The sequence below is a fragment of the Thorsellia kenyensis genome, assembly GCF_042432445.1.
In the GTDB taxonomy this organism is placed as follows: Bacteria; Pseudomonadota; Gammaproteobacteria; order Enterobacterales; family Thorselliaceae; genus Thorsellia; species Thorsellia kenyensis.
In genome coordinates, this window is record NZ_JBHLXE010000046.1 from 51,385 (window position 1) to 73,005 (window position 21,621).

At 34.3% G+C, this 21,621-nt stretch carries 21 protein-coding genes and 2 tRNA genes; 10 read left to right on the plus strand and 13 right to left on the minus strand.

Annotation, left to right across the window (positions count from 1 at the left end; all coding sequences use genetic code 11):
- Positions 1 to 66 precede the first annotated feature (66 nt).
- From murB to ACFFIT_RS04600, 3 genes are all read right to left on the minus strand, one after another.
- Positions 67 to 1,122, minus strand: a complete 1,056-nt coding sequence (gene murB / locus ACFFIT_RS04590) for a UDP-N-acetylmuramate dehydrogenase (protein ID WP_385876471.1) — start codon at positions 1,120 to 1,122, stop codon at positions 67 to 69.
- A 630-nt stretch (positions 1,123 to 1,752) separates the two neighbouring features.
- Positions 1,753 to 1,828: transfer RNA gene (locus ACFFIT_RS04595), tRNA-Gly, on the minus strand.
- 36 nt (positions 1,829 to 1,864) lie between these two features.
- Positions 1,865 to 1,940, minus strand: a tRNA-Phe gene (locus ACFFIT_RS04600).
- Between the two features lie 396 nt (positions 1,941 to 2,336).
- On the opposite strand from ACFFIT_RS04600, the gene ACFFIT_RS04605 reads away from it, so the two are divergent.
- Both ACFFIT_RS04605 and glmU read left to right on the plus strand, forming a co-directional pair.
- Positions 2,337 to 3,065: an endonuclease gene (locus tag ACFFIT_RS04605; RefSeq protein WP_385876472.1), complete on the plus strand. Its 729-nt coding sequence runs from the start codon at positions 2,337 to 2,339 to the stop codon at positions 3,063 to 3,065.
- A 36-nt stretch (positions 3,066 to 3,101) separates the two neighbouring features.
- Positions 3,102 to 4,484 carry a bifunctional UDP-N-acetylglucosamine diphosphorylase/glucosamine-1-phosphate N-acetyltransferase GlmU gene (gene glmU / locus ACFFIT_RS04610; protein ID WP_385876473.1) on the plus strand — a complete coding sequence of 461 codons (1,383 nt, stop codon included), beginning with the start codon at positions 3,102 to 3,104 and terminating at the stop codon, positions 4,482 to 4,484.
- A 62-nt stretch (positions 4,485 to 4,546) separates the two neighbouring features.
- Here the strand turns inward: glmU and ACFFIT_RS04615 are convergent, their stop codons facing one another.
- Entirely contained in the window at positions 4,547 to 4,945 is a 399-nt protein-coding gene (locus ACFFIT_RS04615) for a hypothetical protein (protein ID WP_385876474.1), read from the minus strand.
- A gap of 21 nt (positions 4,946 to 4,966) precedes the next feature.
- Positions 4,967 to 6,340: an outer membrane channel protein TolC gene (gene tolC / locus ACFFIT_RS04620; protein ID WP_385876475.1), complete on the minus strand. Its 1,374-nt coding sequence runs from the start codon at positions 6,338 to 6,340 to the stop codon at positions 4,967 to 4,969.
- Between the two features lie 374 nt (positions 6,341 to 6,714).
- On the opposite strand from tolC, the gene nirC reads away from it, so the two are divergent.
- Positions 6,715 to 7,551 carry a nitrite transporter NirC gene (gene nirC, locus ACFFIT_RS04625; RefSeq protein ID WP_385876476.1) on the plus strand — a complete coding sequence of 279 codons (837 nt, stop codon included), beginning with the start codon at positions 6,715 to 6,717 and terminating at the stop codon, positions 7,549 to 7,551.
- A gap of 67 nt (positions 7,552 to 7,618) precedes the next feature.
- Here nirC and tsaD read toward each other — a convergent pair whose 3' ends face one another.
- Positions 7,619 to 8,638, minus strand: coding sequence for a tRNA (adenosine(37)-N6)-threonylcarbamoyltransferase complex transferase subunit TsaD (gene tsaD, locus ACFFIT_RS04630; protein WP_385876477.1), 1,020 nt, complete (start codon positions 8,636 to 8,638; stop codon positions 7,619 to 7,621).
- 507 nt (positions 8,639 to 9,145) lie between these two features.
- Between tsaD and pstS the strand changes: the two genes are divergently transcribed.
- The 5 genes from pstS to phoU all read left to right on the plus strand — a co-directional run bounded on the left by pstS (position 9,146) and on the right by phoU (position 13,908).
- Positions 9,146 to 10,180, plus strand: coding sequence for a phosphate ABC transporter substrate-binding protein PstS (pstS, locus tag ACFFIT_RS04635; RefSeq protein ID WP_385876493.1), 1,035 nt, complete (start codon positions 9,146 to 9,148; stop codon positions 10,178 to 10,180).
- A 240-nt stretch (positions 10,181 to 10,420) separates the two neighbouring features.
- On the plus strand, positions 10,421 to 11,365 hold the full coding sequence (gene pstC / locus ACFFIT_RS04640; RefSeq protein ID WP_385876478.1) for a phosphate ABC transporter permease PstC: 945 nt from the start codon (positions 10,421 to 10,423) through the stop codon (positions 11,363 to 11,365).
- A 44-nt stretch (positions 11,366 to 11,409) separates the two neighbouring features.
- Complete coding sequence (pstA, locus tag ACFFIT_RS04645; RefSeq protein WP_385876494.1) at positions 11,410 to 12,261, plus strand: phosphate ABC transporter permease PstA; 852 nt, start codon at positions 11,410 to 11,412, stop codon at positions 12,259 to 12,261.
- Positions 12,262 to 12,331: 70 nt separating this feature from the next.
- Positions 12,332 to 13,120: a phosphate ABC transporter ATP-binding protein PstB gene (pstB, locus tag ACFFIT_RS04650; protein ID WP_385876479.1), complete on the plus strand. Its 789-nt coding sequence runs from the start codon at positions 12,332 to 12,334 to the stop codon at positions 13,118 to 13,120.
- A gap of 56 nt (positions 13,121 to 13,176) precedes the next feature.
- Positions 13,177 to 13,908: a phosphate signaling complex protein PhoU gene (phoU, locus tag ACFFIT_RS04655; protein ID WP_385876480.1), complete on the plus strand. Its 732-nt coding sequence runs from the start codon at positions 13,177 to 13,179 to the stop codon at positions 13,906 to 13,908.
- Positions 13,909 to 14,005: 97 nt separating this feature from the next.
- On the opposite strand, the gene ACFFIT_RS04660 is transcribed toward phoU, so the two are convergent.
- The 6 genes from ACFFIT_RS04660 to upp form a co-directional block, all read right to left on the minus strand.
- Complete coding sequence (locus ACFFIT_RS04660) at positions 14,006 to 14,395, minus strand: MAPEG family protein (RefSeq protein ID WP_385876481.1); 390 nt, start codon at positions 14,393 to 14,395, stop codon at positions 14,006 to 14,008.
- A gap of 29 nt (positions 14,396 to 14,424) precedes the next feature.
- On the minus strand, positions 14,425 to 15,303 hold the full coding sequence (gene glpG, locus ACFFIT_RS04665; protein ID WP_385876482.1) for a rhomboid family intramembrane serine protease GlpG: 879 nt from the start codon (positions 15,301 to 15,303) through the stop codon (positions 14,425 to 14,427).
- 3 nt (positions 15,304 to 15,306) lie between these two features.
- Entirely contained in the window at positions 15,307 to 15,630 is a 324-nt protein-coding gene (gene glpE / locus ACFFIT_RS04670) for a thiosulfate sulfurtransferase GlpE (protein ID WP_385876483.1), read from the minus strand.
- A gap of 143 nt (positions 15,631 to 15,773) precedes the next feature.
- Positions 15,774 to 16,352: a Fe-S biogenesis protein NfuA gene (gene nfuA / locus ACFFIT_RS04675; protein ID WP_385876484.1), complete on the minus strand. Its 579-nt coding sequence runs from the start codon at positions 16,350 to 16,352 to the stop codon at positions 15,774 to 15,776.
- A 454-nt stretch (positions 16,353 to 16,806) separates the two neighbouring features.
- On the minus strand, positions 16,807 to 17,553 hold the full coding sequence (gene hda / locus ACFFIT_RS04680) for a DnaA inactivator Hda (RefSeq protein ID WP_385876485.1): 747 nt from the start codon (positions 17,551 to 17,553) through the stop codon (positions 16,807 to 16,809).
- A complete protein-coding gene (upp, locus tag ACFFIT_RS04685) occupies positions 17,522 to 18,148 on the minus strand; it encodes a uracil phosphoribosyltransferase (protein WP_385876486.1) in 627 nt (208 codons plus the stop codon). The genes hda and upp overlap by 32 nt, the downstream gene beginning before the upstream one ends.
- Before the next feature lie 348 nt (positions 18,149 to 18,496).
- On the opposite strand from upp, the gene dgt reads away from it, so the two are divergent.
- Positions 18,497 to 20,017 (plus strand): dGTPase, encoded by a 1,521-nt coding sequence (dgt, locus tag ACFFIT_RS04690; RefSeq protein ID WP_385876487.1) that lies wholly within the window; start codon positions 18,497 to 18,499, stop codon positions 20,015 to 20,017.
- 120 nt (positions 20,018 to 20,137) lie between these two features.
- Positions 20,138 to 20,530 (plus strand): hypothetical protein, encoded by a 393-nt coding sequence (locus tag ACFFIT_RS04695; RefSeq protein WP_385876488.1) that lies wholly within the window; start codon positions 20,138 to 20,140, stop codon positions 20,528 to 20,530.
- Positions 20,531 to 20,649: 119 nt separating this feature from the next.
- On the opposite strand, the gene ACFFIT_RS04700 is transcribed toward ACFFIT_RS04695, so the two are convergent.
- Positions 20,650 to 21,324 carry a DsbA family protein gene (locus ACFFIT_RS04700; protein ID WP_385876489.1) on the minus strand — a complete coding sequence of 225 codons (675 nt, stop codon included), beginning with the start codon at positions 21,322 to 21,324 and terminating at the stop codon, positions 20,650 to 20,652.
- Between the last annotated feature and the right edge of the window lie 297 nt (positions 21,325 to 21,621).

Consider the following 21,621-nt stretch of genomic DNA (forward strand, 5'->3'; position numbering starts at 1 on the left):
GGGATATATTGCATCTACTCATATTGATTATGTCAAATGAAATACAATTGTAATTAACTAGCAACTTTAAAATATTAACTTGCTTAAATACTCCAACGGATCAACTTCACCATTTTTACCAATAAAACGTACTTCTGGTTCAAGCATCACTTGAAATTTTTCATAAACTGCTTCTTGCACAAATTTTGCCAATAAAGCAATATCATTCCCTGTGGCATTTCCTTGATTCGTTAAAACTAAAGCTTGATTTATATGTACTTTAGCATCATTGATTGCATGGCCTTTTAGTCCTGCTTTATCAATTAACCAACCTGCTGCAAGTTTGACCCGTTCCTTTGAATCTTCTAAAGGATAAAATGGTAACTCGGGATAGGAAAACAATAGTGAATCAAATAAAGATTTATCAACAATTGGGTTTTTAAAAAAACTGCCTGCATTACCAATAACATTAGGATCGGGTAACTTTGCCGCTCTAACCTCACAAATTTTATTAAAAATTATTTTTGCTGTGACTTCTTCAGAATTAAACGCTTTTAATTCTCCATAGGTCAAAATGGGTTGCCATTTTTTGGGAATAGCAAAACCCACTGCTAAAATAACTGCTTTATTTTTATAACTTCTTTTGAATATACTGTCTCTATAACCAAATTGGCATGTTTCTGCAAAAAGCCTTTCAATAGAAAGTGTTTCTATGTCAAGAATATCAACATATTGACAGAACATTTTAAATTCAGCGCCATAAGCACCTATATTCTGTATGGGAGCGGCTCCAACAGTACCTGGAATGAGAGCAAGATTTTCTAATCCATCAATATTTTCCTCTATGGTGTAAGCCACAAATTCATGCCAAGATTCTCCAGCCCCCACATGTAAAAAATACTCTTCTTCGGTTTCTTCTTTAATAATTCCTTTGATCTGATTCAATAGAATCACCCCATCAAAAGGCTCAACAAACAGTAGGTTACTCCCCCCTCCTAATATCAAAAGTGAACTCAAAGGTATCTTATTTGTCGCAACTTCTTCATGGAAAAAAGCCACCATTTGTGAGACAGAATCAATAATAAAAACATTATCGTTAATTAGCTGAGTTCTAAATGTATCAATAAAATGTGAGTTTGGCATTCTTTTAAAATTCCTTTGAGATAATCATTCGGACATGACTTATTGTTGAGTTATTCATTGGGATATGCTTTCTTTGCTAATAAATAAGACTATTATTGATCAAAATACATATTACTGCTCGGAAAACTTTGGACTATTAATGAAATGGACCTATTTAATAAAAATAGGGTATTCGGTTTAATTTTTTAATGAGCTATTCGTATGGAAATAAAGAATAAGTAAATCATTTGTTAGTTTTTTTAAAAAAAGAATCAAAATTAAAACTAATAGCAAAGAATAAATTAAAGAGATAGCTTGCACGTGATCAACTTTTATGAAAATGACCTACACGCGCGTTTCATTTATTAGGATTCTATAATATTAAAAGAAAACCATAAACATTTAAAAGCCGCGAGAGTGATTTTAAAATCCGCACAACACAGGATTATTTTTTTAGCATAAATATTGATTTAACAAAAAGACTGCATCTGCGGTCTTTTTGCTTTAAAGCAAATCAAAATAAATTTTAGCTAGTGAAGTTTTAAACCGATTTTTTAAGTTTAGTCAATTCTTAGTCTACTCTAGTTTTGCAGACAAATATTAAGACTGAAAAGTTAATAGATTTTTGAATTAATTTTAGGAGTAAAAAACTGGAGCGGGAAACGAGGCTCGAACTCGCGACCTCAACCTTGGCAAGGTTGCGCTCTACCAACTGAGCTATTCCCGCAGGGGTTAGTGTTCGGTTAACACTAGAAGAAAAAGGTGGTGCCTCGAGGCGGAATCGAACCACCGACACGGGGATTTTCAATCCCCTGCTCTACCGACTGAGCTATCGAGGCAACGGCGCACATTAAACCGCATTATCGAATTCTCGTCAACAATTATTTTGAAAAAACTAAAAAAAAACGCTTACTTGAATTAAAAATAATCAAATAGCACTTATATTAAGCGCTTTTGATTAATTTAATCCTATTTCAATTTATCTTTTGCCACATCTTTCAATTGGAAAATAGATCTAATTAATAGTTATTGATGATAAGAAATTATTTGAATGCTTAAATTATAGTCTTTTTATTTTAATTTTAATTATTCACAAGTGAAATACTAAATTAATAAAACAGGAGTTATGCTAATCTTAAAAAAATCCGTTAATTATGAGTCGGTTTTTGCTAAAATGGGGGTCGAATAAAAAAACATACGTGTAGTTAAATTCACTCATCGAACATATGACTTAAATGAAAAAATATCACAATTGGTTAATACTTTTAATCCTAATTTCAGTAAATCATACTGCGTTCTCGGCACAACCAAAGAACTTTTCCCAAGCAAAAAAAATTGCTCCAAGTATTTATAAAGATCACCCCTACACTTTTTACTGCGACTGCCCCATTACATGGCAAAATAAGAAAGGTATTGTTGAAATTGATAAATGCGATTACAAAATAAGAAAAAACCAAACTCGTGCTGAACGAGTCGAATGGGAACATGTGGTTCCGGCCTCTAAATTCACTCTATTAAGCGAAAATGCGGAACAAAGAGCCTGTTGGCAGGATGGTGGCAGAAAAAATTGTTCCCAAAAAGACCCTTTGTTTCAAAAAATGGAAGGAGATTTACATAACCTCCAACCAGCAATAGGTGAAATTAATGGTGATCGCGGTAATTTATCTTTCTCTCATTGGGAAGGACATACGGGACATAGTTATGGCCGCTGCTCTATTAAAATCGACTTTAAAAGAGATGAAGTCGATCCCCCTGATTCTGTTAAAGGACAAATCGCTCGAATATATTTATATATGTATGAAACTTACGGATTGAGTTATTCTCTTGCTGAATTGATTCAAATGGATTACTGGAACTCTTTTTATCCTGTGACTAAGTGGGAGTGTGAAAGAGACCGAAGAATTGCTAAAATACAAGGAAATCACAATAAATTTGTTAAAGAGAATTGTGACAGAATTGAGTAAATGTACTTAAATTTTAAACAAAAACTAGGAAATCAAATGAACTCACATAAAAATCAATTAAATGTTGTTATCTTAGCGGCAGGTAAAGGGACCAGGATGTATTCGGATTTACCCAAAGTAATGCATAAACTGGCTGGAAAATCGATGGTACAGCACGTTATTGATGCAACAAAAAAGTTAGATGTAGATAAAATAAACTTAATCTATGGTCATGGTGCTGATGCCCTTAAACATCATCTTAGTCATGAATCTGTGAATTGGATTTTACAAGCTGAACAAAAAGGGACTGGACATGCTGTACTTCAAGCAAATCAAGACATAGAAGATAATGATATCGTTCTGATTTTATATGCAGATGTCCCATTGATAGCCAAAAAAACATTAGAAAAACTTATCAATACAAAGCCTAATGAAGGGATAGCACTACTTACTGTTATTTTAGACAATCCTACTGGTTATGGCAGAATAATGAGAGATAAAAACAACCAAATTATCGGTATAATTGAAGAAAAAGATGCTAATGATGAACAAAAGAAAATTACTGAGGTTAACACGGGTATTTTAGCTATCAACGGTAGCGATCTTAAAAATTACTTATCGCAACTGACAAATAATAATGCACAAGGAGAATATTACCTTACTGATATTATTGGATTTGCTCATCAAGCCAATAAGGAAATTATTGCAATCCATCCACAAGATTTATTTGAAGTGGAAGGTGTGAACAATCGCCAACAATTAGCTACTTTAGAAAGAATATACCAAGAAAAAAAAGCTGAAGAATTCTTAAAAGCAGGGCTAATGATTATCGATCCTAAACGTTTTGATATCCGTGGTGAATTAACACATGGTAAAGATTGTGAAATTGACATCAATGTAATTATTGAGGGTAATGTAACTTTAGGTCACCGAGTTAAAATTGGTGCTGGTGTGATATTAAAAGATTGTGTGATTGGGGATGAAGTACAAATCAGTCCATATAGCATTATTGAAAAATCTCTTTTAAAAAATGAGGTAACTGTTGGACCTTTTGCTAGACTTCGCCCTGACTCAGTTTTAGAAGAAAAAGCACATGTTGGTAATTTTGTTGAAATGAAAAAAGCAAGTCTTGGGATCAATTCCAAAGCAGGACACTTGAGCTATTTAGGAGATGCTACAATAGGAAATGATGTCAATATTGGTGCGGGTACTATCACATGTAATTATGATGGGATCAATAAATTCCAAACTGTTATTGAAGATAATGTTTTTGTCGGTTCAGATACCCAGCTTATTGCTCCTGTGAGAGTAGCAAAGGGTTCGACTATTGCTGCGGGGACCACGGTAATGAAAGATGTTCAAAACGAGGGATTAGTACTAAATAAAAAAGAGCAGACTCTGGTCACGTCATGGAAACGCCCAGAGAAAATCAAAAAATAACAAAAAAAGCTGTTGAGTTCAAAGAATATATTCAACAGCTTAATAATTTAGGCTAAGCTAATTTAATTATTAGGAGTAGAAGGAAGCTTAGCGCCACGTTTTTTTAGTTCTTCCGTTTTTATCTCTTTCATATACGCAAGATATTCATCTTCACATTTATTGTCAAAATTATCAGAAAGCCGACCCTTCTCATCAATTTTCTCAAATGCTTCGTCATAGGTTTTTTGAAGAAGTGAAGGATCTTCACTTTTTTCGCCATCTTGCTCAAACATAGTCCCGTAGAGAAAAGACATGAGCTTGTAATGATTAGTATGATACGTATTTAGCATAGCATCTGCATAACCAGAACAATGAGCTCTTTCTAAATCCGAATTTAATAGAGCAAAAGAAGGTGTAATAGACATACCAAATAAAACACAGGCTAAAAAAGAACATAACAGGTTATTGTTCATTTTTTTCATTCTAATTCCTCAGACACTTTTTTAGTTAAAAGCCTCATCACTGACGATAGCATCAGTGGCTGTACTCACATGGCTACCTAAAGTTGCATTCAGCTCAGCCAAATCACTTTCTTGTAAAAGCCCTTGAGCGGATTTTAAATTTAACTGATTAATCAAGTAAGCATAACGAGCATTGGATAATTGTTGCTTTGCGTTAAAAAGCGTGGTTGTTGCATTAAGAACATCAACAATAGTTCTTGTACCGACTTGATAACCTGCCTCAGTAGCATCTAATGAAGTTTGTGCTGACACCACAGCTTGTTCAAACGCGTTAATACTACTAATAGATGCATTCAAATTATTACGAGAGGAGCGTACATTTTGTTCAACTGACCTTGCTGTTGCCTCTAGAGCTTCACTAGCACTCACATAACCATATTGGGCTTGCTCAGTTCTAGACCAAGTTCTTCCCCCTTGAAAAATAGGCACATTTAATGTAACACCAATACTATTTTCACCAGTATTATCATCTGTTGCTCTTAGTCTATTTGAACCTGAATAACTGGTATCTCTCACGGAGGATGAAGCTTGTGCTGTCAAGGTGGGCAAATGACCACTTTGTTCTAATCTAATATTTTCGCGAGAAAGTTCCTGTTGTAAGCGAGCAGCTAATAAACTTAAATTACGATTATTGGCATTTTCAATTAATTTATCAACAGAATCAGGTCTTGCTGTTTTAAAGGTATTTACATCTAAAGAGGCGAGCTTATCAAAATGATGACCAGTAATTTGTCTTAACACTTCTAGCGCATTTTCCAATTGATTGCTTGAATTAACCAAATTAGCCACAACACTGTCATATTGTGCCTTGGCATTTTGAACATCTGTAATAGCAACTAATCCGACTTCAAATTGTTGCTCTGTTTGTTCTAATTGACGAAACACCGCTTTTCTATTTGCTTCAACAAACTCTAGTGAGTCGATGGCACCTAAAACATTAAAATAGGCAGTTGCTGTGTCTAAAATCAATTTTTGTTGTGCACTCTGATAATTTGTTTCTTCAATATTCGCTGCTTTTTGTTGAATACTCAATCCCTTCCAAATACTATAATCAAAAAGAGATTGCGTTAAATTAATAGAACCACTTTTAATTTCACTGTTACTATTTTTATTATCCCTTAACCCGCGGTTTTCAGTGTAACTTGCTTGAGCATTTAACTGCGGTAATAAACCACTTCTTGCTTCATTAATCTTTTCAAATGCTGAATTTCTATCAGCTTGAGCACGTCTTAAATCAGGATTAGTGGCTTCTGCTTTTTTATAAACCTGTAGTAAATCTTCACTCAATGCCTGCATAGAAAAAGTGGAAGTAAATAATGCAACACATACGGTCACAAGTTTTAATCTGGTTTTCATTTTTTTATCCTGTTTATCATGACTAACAACATGCACTTTTTTAAATTAATGATTTAAAAATCACCTATTGCATACAGTTTAACAACTTTTCAAAAATATTTCAGCGTATATCGTAAATCCGCAACAAATTTATCTCAATTTGATCCATTAATCATACGTTTTCCATTTCAACTATCACTCAATAAAACCATTTTTATTACTATAACGCATGTTTCCTGAAAATAAACTGAACAAAAAAATTTTTTTTGACTTGTATCAAGGTGTTTTTATTAATAAAAGCCGACACTATAACCCTCTGTCCCAATTAACTTTAAAAAGAGGGAATAGCTATTTCAATCCTCTTTTAAGTAATTTACCAAAGAAGAGGCAACGTTATGTATAGTAACACTTTACAAAAATGCGCGAATAAAGCAGCTCACATTAAAACTTTTCTCAAGATTAATCCTATTGGGTTTTGGATAAGTGGCATGATGGCTGGATCTTATGTTGGACTAGGAATCATTCTGATTTTTACATTAGGTAATAAAGTCGAACCTAGCTTACGCTATCTTGTTATGGGGGCAACATTTGGTATTGCATTAACGCTTGTTATTATTGCCGGTGCTGAGCTTTTTACAGGGCACACTATGTACCTAACTATTGGAGTCAAAACAAAAAAAATAAGCCTCCTTGATGCGGTAAAAATATTACCTAAAACTTGGCTTGCAAATTTGTTGGGTGCAATATTGGTTTCTTATATTTATTTTTTATGTGGTTTTGAGCAAATGGATAATTCTGGAGCTTTATTACATGAAATTGCTTTGAAAAAAATCGATCTAACGGCACTCAATCTTTTTATGAGGGGGGCTTTATGTAATTGGCTTGTCTGTTTGTCTATTTGGATGGCTTTGCGTGTTAATGGTACAGCCAAATTTATAGCCATTTGGTGGTGTTTATTAGGTTTTATTGCATCAGGTTATGAACACTCAGTAGCTAACATGACCGTATTCGCATTATCAAGCTTTGGACAACACTCTGACGCATTTACTTTCTTAGGGGTATTGCATAACCTATTTTGGGTCACGTTAGGTAATCTTTTCTCTGGAGTGGCTTTTATGGGGCTAGGGTATTGGTATGTCACATCAAAAGAAGAACGTCGTCTCTTGATGAGTGAGGAAGTTATTTCTAAAACACATACATCTAAACCTGTGCAAAAACAAAAAATCATTTAATCAATAAGGCGCAGAAAAACCCTTGAAATTTTATACTAGACCACTACGATGGGTTTTCCTGGTGTAATTAAATATCTGTTAAAGGCCATCTTGGGCGTGTTTTTATTGCTAAAGGCGCTCTCGCCCCAAGAGTCAACCTGCGCCAACCGGCATAAGCAATCATTGCACCATTATCGGTACAAAATTCTGTTCTTGGATAAAATACTTGAATATTCTGCTTTAATAACCCATTAAATTTTTTTCTAAGGGCATTGTTAGCACTTACACCACCCGCTATAACTAATCGCTTAAATCCCGTTTGTTTCAACGCACGTTGACATTTTATAAATAACGTATCAATAACAGCTTCTTGAAATGCAAACGCAATATCTGATTTTATTTGATCTGTAATCTCTTGAGTCAAATGATTTTGATTAGCTTTAACAGCATTAGCAGCTGCTGTTTTTAAACCAGAAAAACTAAAATCTAAGCCTGGTTTATCTATCATCGGTCTTGGAAACTTAAATGCATTAGGTGTACCAGATTGCGCAAGTTTTGAGAGTAAAGGGCCCCCTGGATAATCAAGACCTAGTAACTTGGCCGTCTTATCAAATGCTTCTCCTGCAGCATCATCAATCGATTCTCCTAGTAAAATATAATGCCCCAATCCTTCAACAGAAATTAATTGAGTATGCCCACCTGAAACCAAAAGAGCCACAAAAGGAAATTCAGGTGGGTTTGGCTCTAACATAGGGGCTAAGAGGTGGCCTTCCATATGATGAACTTCCACAGCTGGCACTTGCCAAGCGTATGCTAAAGTGCGCCCTATCGTGGCACCTACCAATAATGCTCCCATAAGACCAGGTCCTGCTGTGAAAGCAACAGCATCAATACGCTCAGGCGCTGTTTTAGCCTCTTCAAGGGCAGCGTTAATTAAAGGTAACGTCTTTTTTATATGATCGCGAGAAGCAAGTTCAGGAACGACTCCACCATAATCAGCATGCATCTTTGCTTGGCTGTATAATTGATGTGCCATCAGCCCTAATTCAGTGTCATAAATAGCGACACCCGTTTCATCACAAGATGTTTCAATACCTAATACTCGCATTAATGGATTTACCTTTACTTAAAATTTTTTTTAGACAAATAAATTCATTTTAACTAAAAGATTTTATTTGTCCTATTTTTTTCAATCATCTTTTCTACTATTTATTATATAGGAACTTTAATTGAGCATATACCCTCTTTACTCGTTACCGCAACTAATCTCTAAAAAAATTCCCCAATAAAGCGTCATTCAGTCCTAAATGACGGCATTAAATTAAATACTTAAATATTCAATTTTTGAAATATTCCTTGAAGTTAATCGTTTAAATAAGTCTCTTACCAGCATTCTATTTATCTATTTACCTTTAGTAATTAACTGTGTGTACTGAGGACTTATTATTTTTACATTGTCATAAAACTGTCATATAACTGTCATATTCTATTCACATGAAAAATTTATCTTGTGAATGCGAATTATCATAGGCGCAGACATAATATTACCCTATTTATAAAATTTTGAACCATTAAAATTTCTATCTATGAAATAAAGGAGCATCAGATGCTATCTATGAAGAAAAAACTATTTTCAATGAGCCTTATCGCTATGGCAACACTAAGCACTCAAGCTTTTGCAAATACAAATTTAACTGGCGCTGGTGCAACATTCCCTGAACCAGTCTATGTCAGTTGGGCAGTAGATTATGCAAAAGAATCAGGCAACCAAGTCAACTATCAAGGTATTGGTTCTTCTGGTGGAGTGAAACAAATAAACGCGAAAACTGTCGACTTCGGTGCCAGTGACAAACCCTTAGATGATGAACAATTAAAAGCAGATGGACTATTCCAATTTCCTACCGTTATTGGTGGCGTAGTACTGGTAGTAAATATCGAGGGAATTGAATCTGGTGAATTGGTTCTTGATGGTAAAACTCTAGGAGAAATATTCCTTGGTAACATTACTAAATGGAACGATCCTGCCATCACTCAATTAAACCCAGGTGTAGCACTACCTGATCAAAACATCGCCGTAGTAAGACGTGCTGATGGTTCAGGTACTTCTTTTGTATTTACAAGTTATTTAAATAAAGTGAACGATACGTGGAAAGAGTCAGTTGGCGCAGGATCAACAGTCAAATGGCCAACTGGGTTAGGTGGTAAAGGCAATAGTGGCGTAGCGGCTTTCGTACAACGCACCCCAGGTTCAATCGGTTATGTTGAATATGCTTATGCAAAACAGAATGGCTTAGCATATACAAATTTAATTTCAGCTGATGGTAAATCAGTCTCTCCAAGCGGTGAATCTTTTAGTGCTGCAGCATTAAATGCTAACTGGGATGAAACTTTTGCACAAGACTTAACGAATCAATCTGGTGATAATGCATGGCCAATCGCTTCGACTACCTTTGTTCTTGTTCATCAAACACAAGACAAACCAGAAAATGGTAAAGCCGTTTTGGATTTTTTCAATTGGGCTTATGACAAAGGCGATGAAAAAGCAATCTCTTTAGATTATGCAGTATTACCTGATTCTGTAGTAGAAAAAATCAAAGCGGCTTGGAAAACAGAAGTTAAAGATAGCAACGGCAATCCAATTTTTAATTAACAGATATTGTGGTTACTTTTAGTTATTATCTCACACTACTATTTTGATTAATTTTATTAAATAGCAAGAGAAAAAAACAGAAGAATCTTGATTGAGATTCTTCTGTTTCAATTTATGTCACTATGATATCCCAAATGACATTTTAAAACGAATGTCATAGTAGTTTAGCTATCTCAACAGATAAATAAACCAGAGTAAAAAAACATGTCGAATTCGCAAATAAATTTTAAGAACATAAAAATGAATCAAAAAATATCTGCTAAAAATGGCGATAAATTTTTTGGCTTTCTTGTACATACCGCAGCACTAATTACCCTCCTCTCTTTGGGGGGGATTATTGTTTCTCTAATCATTGCATCAATACCTAGCATGAAAGCATTTGGTTTCTCATTCTTATGGACCACTGAATGGGATACGAATACAGAAACATTTGGTGCACTGATTCCTATTTATGGTACGGTCATTACCTCAATTATCGCACTGATTATTGCAGTTCCTATCAGCTTTGGGATCGCACTCTTTTTAACTGAACTGGCGCCTAATTGGCTCAAAAGACCTTTAGGTATCGCTATTGAACTCTTAGCTGCTATCCCCAGTATCGTCTATGGTATGTGGGGGCTTTTTGTTTTTGCTCCAATTTTTATGCGCTACTTTCAAGAGCCTCTCAATAAAGCCTTAGCAGATGTCCCCGTATTGAGTACTTTTTTTACCGGCCCTGCATATGGCACAGGAATTCTTACGGCAGGAATTATTTTGGCTATCATGATCATTCCTTATATTGCCTCTGTAATGAGAGATGTTTTTGATCAAACCCCAGTGATGATGAAAGAGTCAGCCTATGGTATTGGATGTACTACATGGGAAGTTATCTATCGCATTGTTCTTCCTTATACCCGCAATGGTGTTATTGGTGGAATTATGCTAGGACTTGGCCGTGCACTAGGTGAAACTATGGCTGTGACTTTCATCATAGGAAATGTTTACGATTTAAATGGCTTCTCTCTCTTCGCTCCTGGTAATAGTATTACATCAGCACTTGCTAACGAATTTGCTGAAGCTGATCCTGGTTTACATACCTCTGCATTAATGCAGTTAGGCTTAATTTTATTTGCCATTACTTTTATTGTTCTTGCTATTTCCAAACTAATGATCATGCGCCTAGCTAAGCAAGAGGGGAAAAAATAATGAACACGCTTAATCAAACAGCAACAATTGCCTCACCAGGTGTTATGAGTAGTGAGCAATTAAAAATGCGTCAAAAAAGACAATTTAAACGTCGTATCAGAAATATGATTGCACTAACCCTCTCTTTATCAACTATGGCTTTTGGTTTATTCTGGTTGATTTGGATTTTATGGACTACCATAACAGAGGGAATAGGTGGATTAAGTATAGATGTATTCACACAAAACACCCCTCAACCAAATTCCATGGAAGGCGGCTTGGCAAATGCTATAGTGGGATCTTTACTTTTGGTGTTTTATGCTACTCTTATTGGAACTCCTTTAGGAATTCTTGCAGGAATCTATCTCGCTGAATATGGAAAAAAATCCATACTGGCAAGTTGTACCCGTTTTCTAAATGATATATTACTTTCAGCACCCTCTATTGTGATTGGACTGTTTGTATATGTTCTTTTTTCAGGTTTCTCCGGCTGGGCAGGTGTGGTTGCTTTAGCTCTCTTACAAATTCCGATTGTGATTAGGACCACAGAAAACATGCTGCTTTTAGTACCGGATAGTTTACGTGAAGCGGCCTATGCTTTAGGCACCCCAAAATGGAAAATGATCCTTACCATTACACTAAAAGCTTCCGTTGCTGGAATAGTTACAGGAATACTTTTAGCTATTGCTAGAATCGCAGGAGAAACAGCTCCACTTTTATTTACAGCATTATCTAATTTATTCTGGAGTACCGATTTATCCTCCCCTATTGCGAGCTTACCTGCGACAATATTCAAATTTGCTATGAGCCCATATGAAAATTGGCAATCGCTTGCATGGACAGGAGTACTTATTATTACAATCATGGTATTACTACTCAATATTTTAGCCAGGGTCATTTTTGCCAAAAAACAGTAATTAAATAATAGATTTAGATGCACTATTTGGAATAAAAAAAATTATTTAAATGAAATAATCAGGAAAAATTATGCAACAGAACCAATTTGTAGAAATCAGCCAAACAGAAAGTAAAATTCAAGTAAACCATTTGAACTTTTACTACAATCAATTTCATGCTCTAAAAGATGTCTCTATGAATATAGCACGTAATAAAGTGACTGCCTTTATTGGTCCCTCTGGATGCGGTAAGTCCACCTTATTACGTACGTTTAATAAAATGTATCAATTATATGGTGAACAAAGAGCGCAAGGTGAAATTCTGCTTGACGGTAAAAATATTCTCACTGATAACAGTGATGTGGCCTTACTCCGCGCAAAAGTTGGGATGGTTTTTCAAAAGCCGACTCCATTTCCTATGTCGATATATGACAATATTGCTTTTGGAGTAAAATTATTTGAAAAACTTTCTCGCTCAGAAATGGATGAGAGAGTTCAATGGGCTTTGACTAAGGCTGCACTATGGAATGAAACCAAAGATAAATTAAACCAGAGTGGCTATAGTTTATCTGGAGGACAACAACAACGTTTGTGTATTGCAAGAGGAATAGCAATAAGACCTGAAGTTTTATTGTTAGATGAACCTTGCTCTGCATTAGATCCTATTTCTACAGGGAAAATTGAAGAGTTAATTCATGAGCTCAAAAATGATTACACTGTAGTTATTGTTACCCATAATATGCAACAAGCGGCTAGATGTTCTGATTACACTGCTTTTATGTATCTTGGAGAATTGATTGAGTTTAATGACACAGATACGATGTTTACAACCCCTAAACGAAGAGAAACAGAAGATTATATTACAGGTCGTTTTGGTTAATCAGTAGGATATATAGAAAATAATCAATGTGATTGTCTATCCCATTAGGAGAAAAAATGGATACGCTTAATTTTACCAAACATATCTCACAACAATTTAACGCTGAATTAACCCATGTCCGTACCCAAGTGCTGACCATGGGTGGACTTGTTGAGCAACAGTTAACATCAGCCATTCAAGCCATGCACCAACAAGATGCGACTTTAGCTAAAGAAGTCATCGCCAATGATGCAAAAGTTAATCAAATGGAAGTTGAGATTGATGAAGATTGTGTTCGTATGATAGCTAAGCGTCAACCTACAGCCAGTGACTTACGCTTTATTATGGCAATAATAAAAACAATCTCAGAATTGGAACGTATTGGAGATGTAGCCAATAAAATCAGTGAAACCGCACTTGAAAAATTTAGTCAACAGCACCAACCCTTGCTTGTCAGTTTGGAATCTTTGGGGCGCCATGCTGTACAAATGCTACATGATGTCCTTGATGCCTTTGCAAGAATGGATGTTGATGCAGCAATTAGAATCTATCATGAAGATAAAAAAATAGACAAAGAGTATGAAGCAGTTATAAGGCAGCTTATTACCTATATGATGGAAGATTCAAGAACCATACCAAGTGTATTAACCGCTATGTTCTGTGCAAGATCTATAGAAAGGATTGGAGACAGATGCCAAAATATTTGTGAATTCATTTTCTATTTTGTTAAAGGACAAGATTTTAGGCACCTAAGTGCTGACAAAATCGATAAAATTTTAGGTCATCACTCAGAAGACTCTGAAGAATAAGCAAAACTAATCAATCATTAGAAATCAAATTAGAATAACGCAAGTTATACATTTAATAAATAACTTGCGTTTTTATCAAAACGCCTAAATTCGCCCTTTATAAAGCTGGGAAAAAAGAAGCTGAAAATAATAAGGTGATGTTCACGCACAGTGCAACAAACCAGACAATGGACCGGAATGTTGCCATATCTTTGATATAAGCATAGATATAGACAACTCTGCAGATAATCCATATCCAGAGCAAGCAAGCTAATCCCTGATAGTCAACCTGCATATACAATGCAAATAAGGCTGAAGCATAGAAAAAGGGTAAGGATTCTAAAGTATTGGCTTGTGCTGCATTGGCTCTCGCTCGATACCCATCAAATTTTGACATCCATTGCCTTGGATGATGATTATCAAAATCTTTTCTGCCATATTTGGCTATACCTGCACAAAAAATATGCATTATACCAGCTAATAAAAAAGGAACACTTAAATACCACATTGTTTAATACCTCCATTGTTTGATTAAGACTAACTTCTAGAGCGATTCTTATAAAATAGATAATCAATCAACGCGAAGCCTAAGCCGACGACAAGACCAATTAAATGTGCCTCATTACCAATATTCATCGGTAATACATTACCATAACCTATTACAATCCAAACAATTGAAAATATTAAAATTGCATTTGGTAAATAGAGTTCTTTTTTAGGTAATAACAAACCATATAGCCAACAAAATCCAGTGAGCGCATAAACAACTCCTGATAACCCACCAAATATATGGCCGTTTGATAAATTTTGCCCATAACCAGATAAAAACGCACTAAATAAAAAAAGTAACAATAGTTTAGATGCCCCTAGCTGCTTTTCAACTTGAAGCCCTAAATACCAAATCCACATAGAGTTTACTAATAAATGAAGCAGACTAAAATGTAAAAACGCGTGGGAAATAAAGCGCCAAATTTGACTATATTGTTCAGATGAAGAGGGATAGAAAAGAGCTTGCCTTATTGGTAATGAGTAAAAAATCATTAAAACATAAACAACAAGGGAGAGACAAATAAGCGATGAAGTGACAGGTAAAGCATTCTTTTTAATTTGAGCTAACAAACCGCTTTGAAAGGAAATACTCGCTAATTGAGTATCACTTTTCCCTACATTCCAACTGGCCTGAATATATTGTGGATGGTTAGGATTCTGTGTGTATTGCTCAAAAGCAAGTCTAATTTCAGGTTCTAAATAAATATCCTTGTTTGCTAAACGCAGTGCAAAGAGCTCTGTTTGTATTGTATTCTCTTCAATAGAATCAAGTATTAATCGAACATTAAATTCTTTAAGTATAAAATCAGCAAATACTAAAAGAAATTGCTTATTGCTACTTTGGCAAAATTGCCGAGATGATTTCATCTTTTAAATTCCCTCAATACAATCTTCATTATACCTATCTTTCCAAGCTGTCATACCACCATCTACACTATACACATCCTTAAACCCCTCATTAATGAACCATTGAGCAACAGATTGACTACTGATCCCATGATAACAAACTATTAAAATAGTCTTATCAAATTCTAATAAATTAGCTTGCTCTTGGATATTCTCAGACGTTAAATGAATAGCTTTTGGATGGTGATAATGAATAAATGAATTGATATCTCTGATATCAAATAGGATGGCATCTTCTTTTAATAACTCTCTGGCAGTCTCAGTATTTATTTGTTTTAATTCAGACATTTTAGTTATATCCATTTTGCTGTATTTTTGTCATTTACCTACTGAGATAACTCAGAAGGGCTCTTTTTATGATATAAAAATAAAAACAGGCATAAGCCTGTTAGATATCGATTAGGTTAATTAATTTAACAAAAGTTTCCTTTTTATTGAAAGTAGGAATGTTCACCTGTTTGATGTTCGGTAATATCCTTAACACCTTTTAATTCAGGGAATATTTCTAAGAGTGTTTTTTCAATCCCTTCTTTTAAAGTCACATCAACCATTGAACATCCATTACAACCACCACCAAATTGTAAAATAGCATACCCATCTTCAGTAATTTCAAGTAATGTTACTTTGCCACCATGACCTGCTAATTGGGGGTTTACCTCTGCTTGAATATGATAATCTACTCTTTCTACTAAAGGAGCATCATCACTGACTTTTTTCATTTTGGCGTTAGGTGCCTTTAAAGTCAATTGAGAGGCTAAGTTGTCAGTCACAAAATCAATTTCTGCTTCTTGTAAATAAGGCTGACTGGTTTTATCAATAAATACATCAAAACCATTAAAATTTAATTTAATGTCTGAATCTTCTACAGAATCTAATGGGCAATAAGAGACTCCACACTCTGCAGTAGGTGTTCCTGGATTAATAACAAATACTCTTATTTGTGTTCCTGGTTCTTGATTAGCTAATAATTTAACAAAATGTTCTTGAGCTGGATCTGATATTGTTATCATAATTTAATTACTCATTAAAAAGTGAATATAATTTGGTGTTTAAAATCGACGTAATTTATCAATTTTATACTTTGATATTTAGCGTTTTGCCGTCCTGATTAGTATAGCCTATGTCATAAAAATAGCCTACTCAATTACGATTGCATTACAATTTTACATTCTAGTCCGACTAAAGCAAGAGTATTTTATCGGGATAAAGACTGTGTTGTTTGCGATTTATTTCACCTCATACTTTCTTTTTTAATTTTATTCTATCGCTAACATACTACTATTTTACATATTGTGGCCTATATTTTCGTAAAAGCAAGTAATCAATACCAATCAAGCTTTACATACTACTGTTGAAAACTATTGTTTTTTAATACAAATAGATAGAACTATAGGATAATAAACTGATATCTCCGCTCTAATCGAAAAAAGGATTAGGACGAAATTACTAGATATAAATATACCACTACAAAGAAAGTACTTTTTTAACAAATGGAATACTGATTAATCGTTTTTCTTTCAGTGTAGCTCTATCTAAAGTATCTAGTACTTGGAATAATGTTTTTAAATCTCTATCTATACGATTAACAATAAACGCCGCAACCTCATTAGGTAAATCAAATCCCCTTAGTATTGCTCTGTGTTTAAGCGCTAATAGCTTTTGTTCATCATCTAATACAGTGAGTTGATAAACCTCTCCCCAACTTAATCGAGAAACCAAATCAGGTAATTTTATTCCTAATGATTTAGGTGGTTGACTACCAGTAATAATCAATTTAGCTCTCTCATTTTCCCTAACGCGATTAAATAGATCAAATATTGCTTCTTCCCATTTTTCACAACCAGCAATTTTATCAATATCATCAATGCAAATTAATTCAAGAAATTCTAATCCTTCAAGCATTTCAGGAGAAATCATCTCTATATTAGCTAGCGGTAAAAAAACTGTAGGTAATCCAATATCTTGATAATGTGCACTCGCTGCGTGTAAGAGATGCGTTTTACCACTTTGCCCAGGCCCCCATAAATAAAGATATCCACCATTTTTAGCATCAAGGCATTGCTTTAATGCATACGCAGTTATCGAACCTTCAGGAAGAAAATAGGAGTCTATTGTCTCATCTTCAGGCAAGGGAATTAGTGGCAAAGTCAGCTGATTTAAATTCATATGATTAAAAATGTTATTTAGTACCAAAAATTTTATCGCCAGCATCACCTAACCCAGGAATAATATATCCCTGTTCATTAAGATGGCTATCAATAGATGCCGTATAAAGAGAAATATCCGGATGAGCTTCTTCTAAGGCTTTAATGCCTTCTGGCGCGGCGACTAAAACTAACACCTTGATATGTTGACATCCTGCTTTTTTGAGAAGATCAATCGTTGCAATCATAGAGCCTCCCGTGGCAAGCATAGGATCAACAACCAAAGCTAATCTGTCTTCGATATCTGAGGCTAATTTTTGGAAATAAGATACTGGCTGCAAGGTTTCCTCATCTCTATACACACCCACAACACTGATTCTAGCGCTAGGGATGCTTTCAAGTACGCCTTCCATCATACCTAAACCCGCTCTTAATATAGGAACAACCGTAATCTTTTTGCCTTTTATCTGATCAATTTCGACAGGACCACACCACCCATCTATGGTAATTTTTTCTGTCTCTAAGTTAGATGTTGCTTCATAGGTTAATAGATTACCAATTTCAGAAGCTAGCTCACGAAATCTTTTAGTATCGATATCTTTGGCTCGCATTAAACCAATTTTATGTTGAATTAAAGGATGTTTTACTTCGACGATTTTCATGAATATAACCTCTTATAGTTGCAGAAGGAGTGACATTAATGATCACAATCACCAAATAAATATCGTCACTAATAATGTGATTTAATCAAAATGGGTCAAATTAAATAACCCTTACCGGCTAATTATACAGGATACACAGAAATAGGTTTAATTTTTTTAATAAATCTATCACAGTTGCAACTAATCGATTATCAGAGCGTAAAATTTTCTTTGTCTCTTCATTTCGAAAAGAAAAATAAAAACAATTTCGAAAATATCCTCTTATCCTACGATAATAGGTACAAAAAAAAGACAAAAACAGCTAAACTAAATCAGCAGATTTTATCCATTCAATTTCGTGAGAAAAATATGATTAATATTAACCACTATTCTAAGCTTAATCACAATAGATTATATAACAATAAAAATCTGGTTGATAAAACAGATATTTTAAAAGAATTTGAAAGTGACAGAGGCCGTATTATTAATTCTGCTGCAATTAGGCGATTACAACAAAAAACCCAAGTATTTCCTCTAGAAAGAAATGCAGCAGTAAGAAGTCGACTGACACATTCCCTAGAAGTTCAGCAAATAGGTCGCTATATTGTAAAAGAGATTTTAAGTAAACTCACCCAAGATCAAAAACAAATGTTGGGTATTGAAGGATTAGAGAGTGGATTAGAAAGCATTGTGGAAATGGCATGCTTAATGCATGATATTGGCAACCCACCCTTTGGTCATTTTGGTGAGGCAGCGATTAATCATTGGTTTAGAAAAAAACTTGAATACTCAGAAAATGAAGATTTTACCCCATATAAGGCTATAAAGTTTGTTAAAAATGATTCCGTAGGTAATGAAATAAAAAGAAAAATTCGTCAGTGCCTAATGAATTTTGAAGGTAATGCCCAAGGGATTAGAATCATTCATACGCTACAAAAGCTCAATTTAACGTACGCGCAAATTGGGGCTGTTATAAAATATACTAAACCTGCTTACTTCAATAAATCTGACATCCCCAAGAATTTCGATTATCTTATGAAAAAACCTGGATTTTATCTTTCAGAAGAAAAATTTATACATTTATTAAGAGAAGAACTTCAGCTACAACCCAACCACCGCTATTTTGTGACTTATATTATGGAAGCTGCTGACGATATATCTTATTGTATAGCAGATCTTGAGGATGCGGTAGAAAAAAACATTTTCACTGTGAATGAATTATACGGCTATTTAAAAAACGAATGGGAACAAGGCATGATAATTGAAAAAGCACATTCCTCGACAGAGTCACTCTTTGAAAAAGTAGTTGAAAATACTTATCATTCCCTTAAAAATGCTAAATATAGAACGCCTGATACTGAATTTTTTATGAGGCTAAGAGTAAAAACTATTACCGAGTTAGTTAAATTAGCCTCGAATGAATTCATAAAAAATCTGGCCAATATTAGCCAGGGCTCCTTAAACAGAGCATTACTTGAAGGAAAAACTGAGGGAGCAAAATTACTGAGTACTTTTAAAAAGGTCGCATTCAAATATGTGTTCACGCAAAGTGAAGTCGAAGAGTTGGAGCTAAAAGGATATCGCGTTATTTCTGGATTACTAGACATATATAGTAGTATTTTAGATATGCCAGCACAAGATTTTTTAAAGCTTATTGAAGAGGATAATCATAATCAATATCTAATAGAAACACGCCTTGTCCATAAACTTTCGAATAAACACAGATTTGCCTACATAACTGCGATTGAATCATTAAAAAAAGAGAGCCAGAGCAACTATTTTGATGCTTATGAATTTTATTATCGGGTGAGATTAATTACTGACTATATTAGTGGAATGACAGATCTTTATGCTTTTGATGAATACCGTCATTTAACAGCCAGTTTTTAACTTATTTTAACTTTATTTTTGCAGTAAAACCTTGCAACAGCGTCATAAGCATTAGATAATAAGCAGATGATAAATTACGATTCACTATTGTATATGTAAGACTTCTTAGAAGGGTTTTTTATGTTTCTTAAGTATCACAAGATATTTAAATGTGTTATTCCTTTATTGGCACTTAGTTTAAGCTCATCTTTAATTTCTGGTTGCATTATACAAGTGCCTGCTAATCAAAAGCCTAATCAGCAGGCAAATAATGTTGTTACACCGGATATAATGGAGGCATACCATGAAATACCACAAGCACGTTCAAAAGGTGAAAGATCTATAGCTGATGATGGAGTTCCATTACCTCAGCAAATAGCACAAATAGAGGCATTTCTAAGTAACCCTAGCGCTTTTAGAGCACCAGAAGGCGAGGACTCAGAATTATCACGTCAGATCGAAACTCAAATGAAGTTAAAGCAATTGCAAAATGATCTTGATGATATGGATGATTTAAGTGATTTTGATATTTAAATAAATTAACTGCTGGACAGGATAAATAGTAACATATTTAACACGTAAAAAAGGGCTGAATAAATAAGCCCTTTTTTATTGTTTGCTATTTATTATGGCAGTCTAAGTATGCTGATAAATTATTTGTTATTGTCCTTAACTAACAAGAAATTCACAATGTCGGAAAATTGTTCGTCAAAAGGTTTACTCATATTCAAACCACCCGAGTTAACTAGGTATTTTCCATTAACGTAAAAAGTAGGCACTGAATTGACTTCAAATTGTTCAATGGCTTTGGCTTGTTTTTCTTTCCAAATTTGTACTGATGTGCTTTGTTTAGCTGATTCAAAATCTGCTTTAGAGATACCTACTTCCTCAAAAATTTTAACTATATCATTCGTGCTCTTCAGATTTCTTTTTTGATGTATACCATCAAAAATTTTCGGTCCAACTTTATCATCTACACCTAAAACAACAGCAACAGCCCAAGCTTCAGAAAGCTCTGAGCTTAATCCCCCCATAAAATCAACATGATATTTTGTCATTTTCTTATTATCAGGCAAATTATCTTGAATTTTACCAGGAATTTTATATTTAGTTTCAAAATCATAGCAATGTGGACAATAGAATGAGAAAAACTCCACAACATCAGGTGCTCTAGCAACAGAATTTTGTAACGTAATATATTCTTTATTATTTTGATACTTTAATACTAAAACGGATTCTTCAGCTGTCGCTTTAGTTTCCTCTGCAAAGACCATGGATGTTAATCCAAAGCCAATTAATGCCAAAAAAACACAAGAAAACTTTTTCATTGATAATTCTCCTAGTTATAAAATTTAATTTTATCATATTTTTACTCTAACAAATGCTATCAAAATTGTATATCTTATTCAAATTAATTTAATTTTTTACTCTCCTTAATATAACTAACACAAAAAGCCCTGTATTTCTACAGGGCTTTTTGTGTTTTAATTTTAATTATTTATCTTCTAACTTTTGATTTTATCTTTGACTTAGTTTTAAGTACTAATTTAGTTTTAAGCTAGTTAGATTTTACAACGTATTTGGTGCCTGGCGGTGACCTACTCTCACATGGGGAAACCCCACAC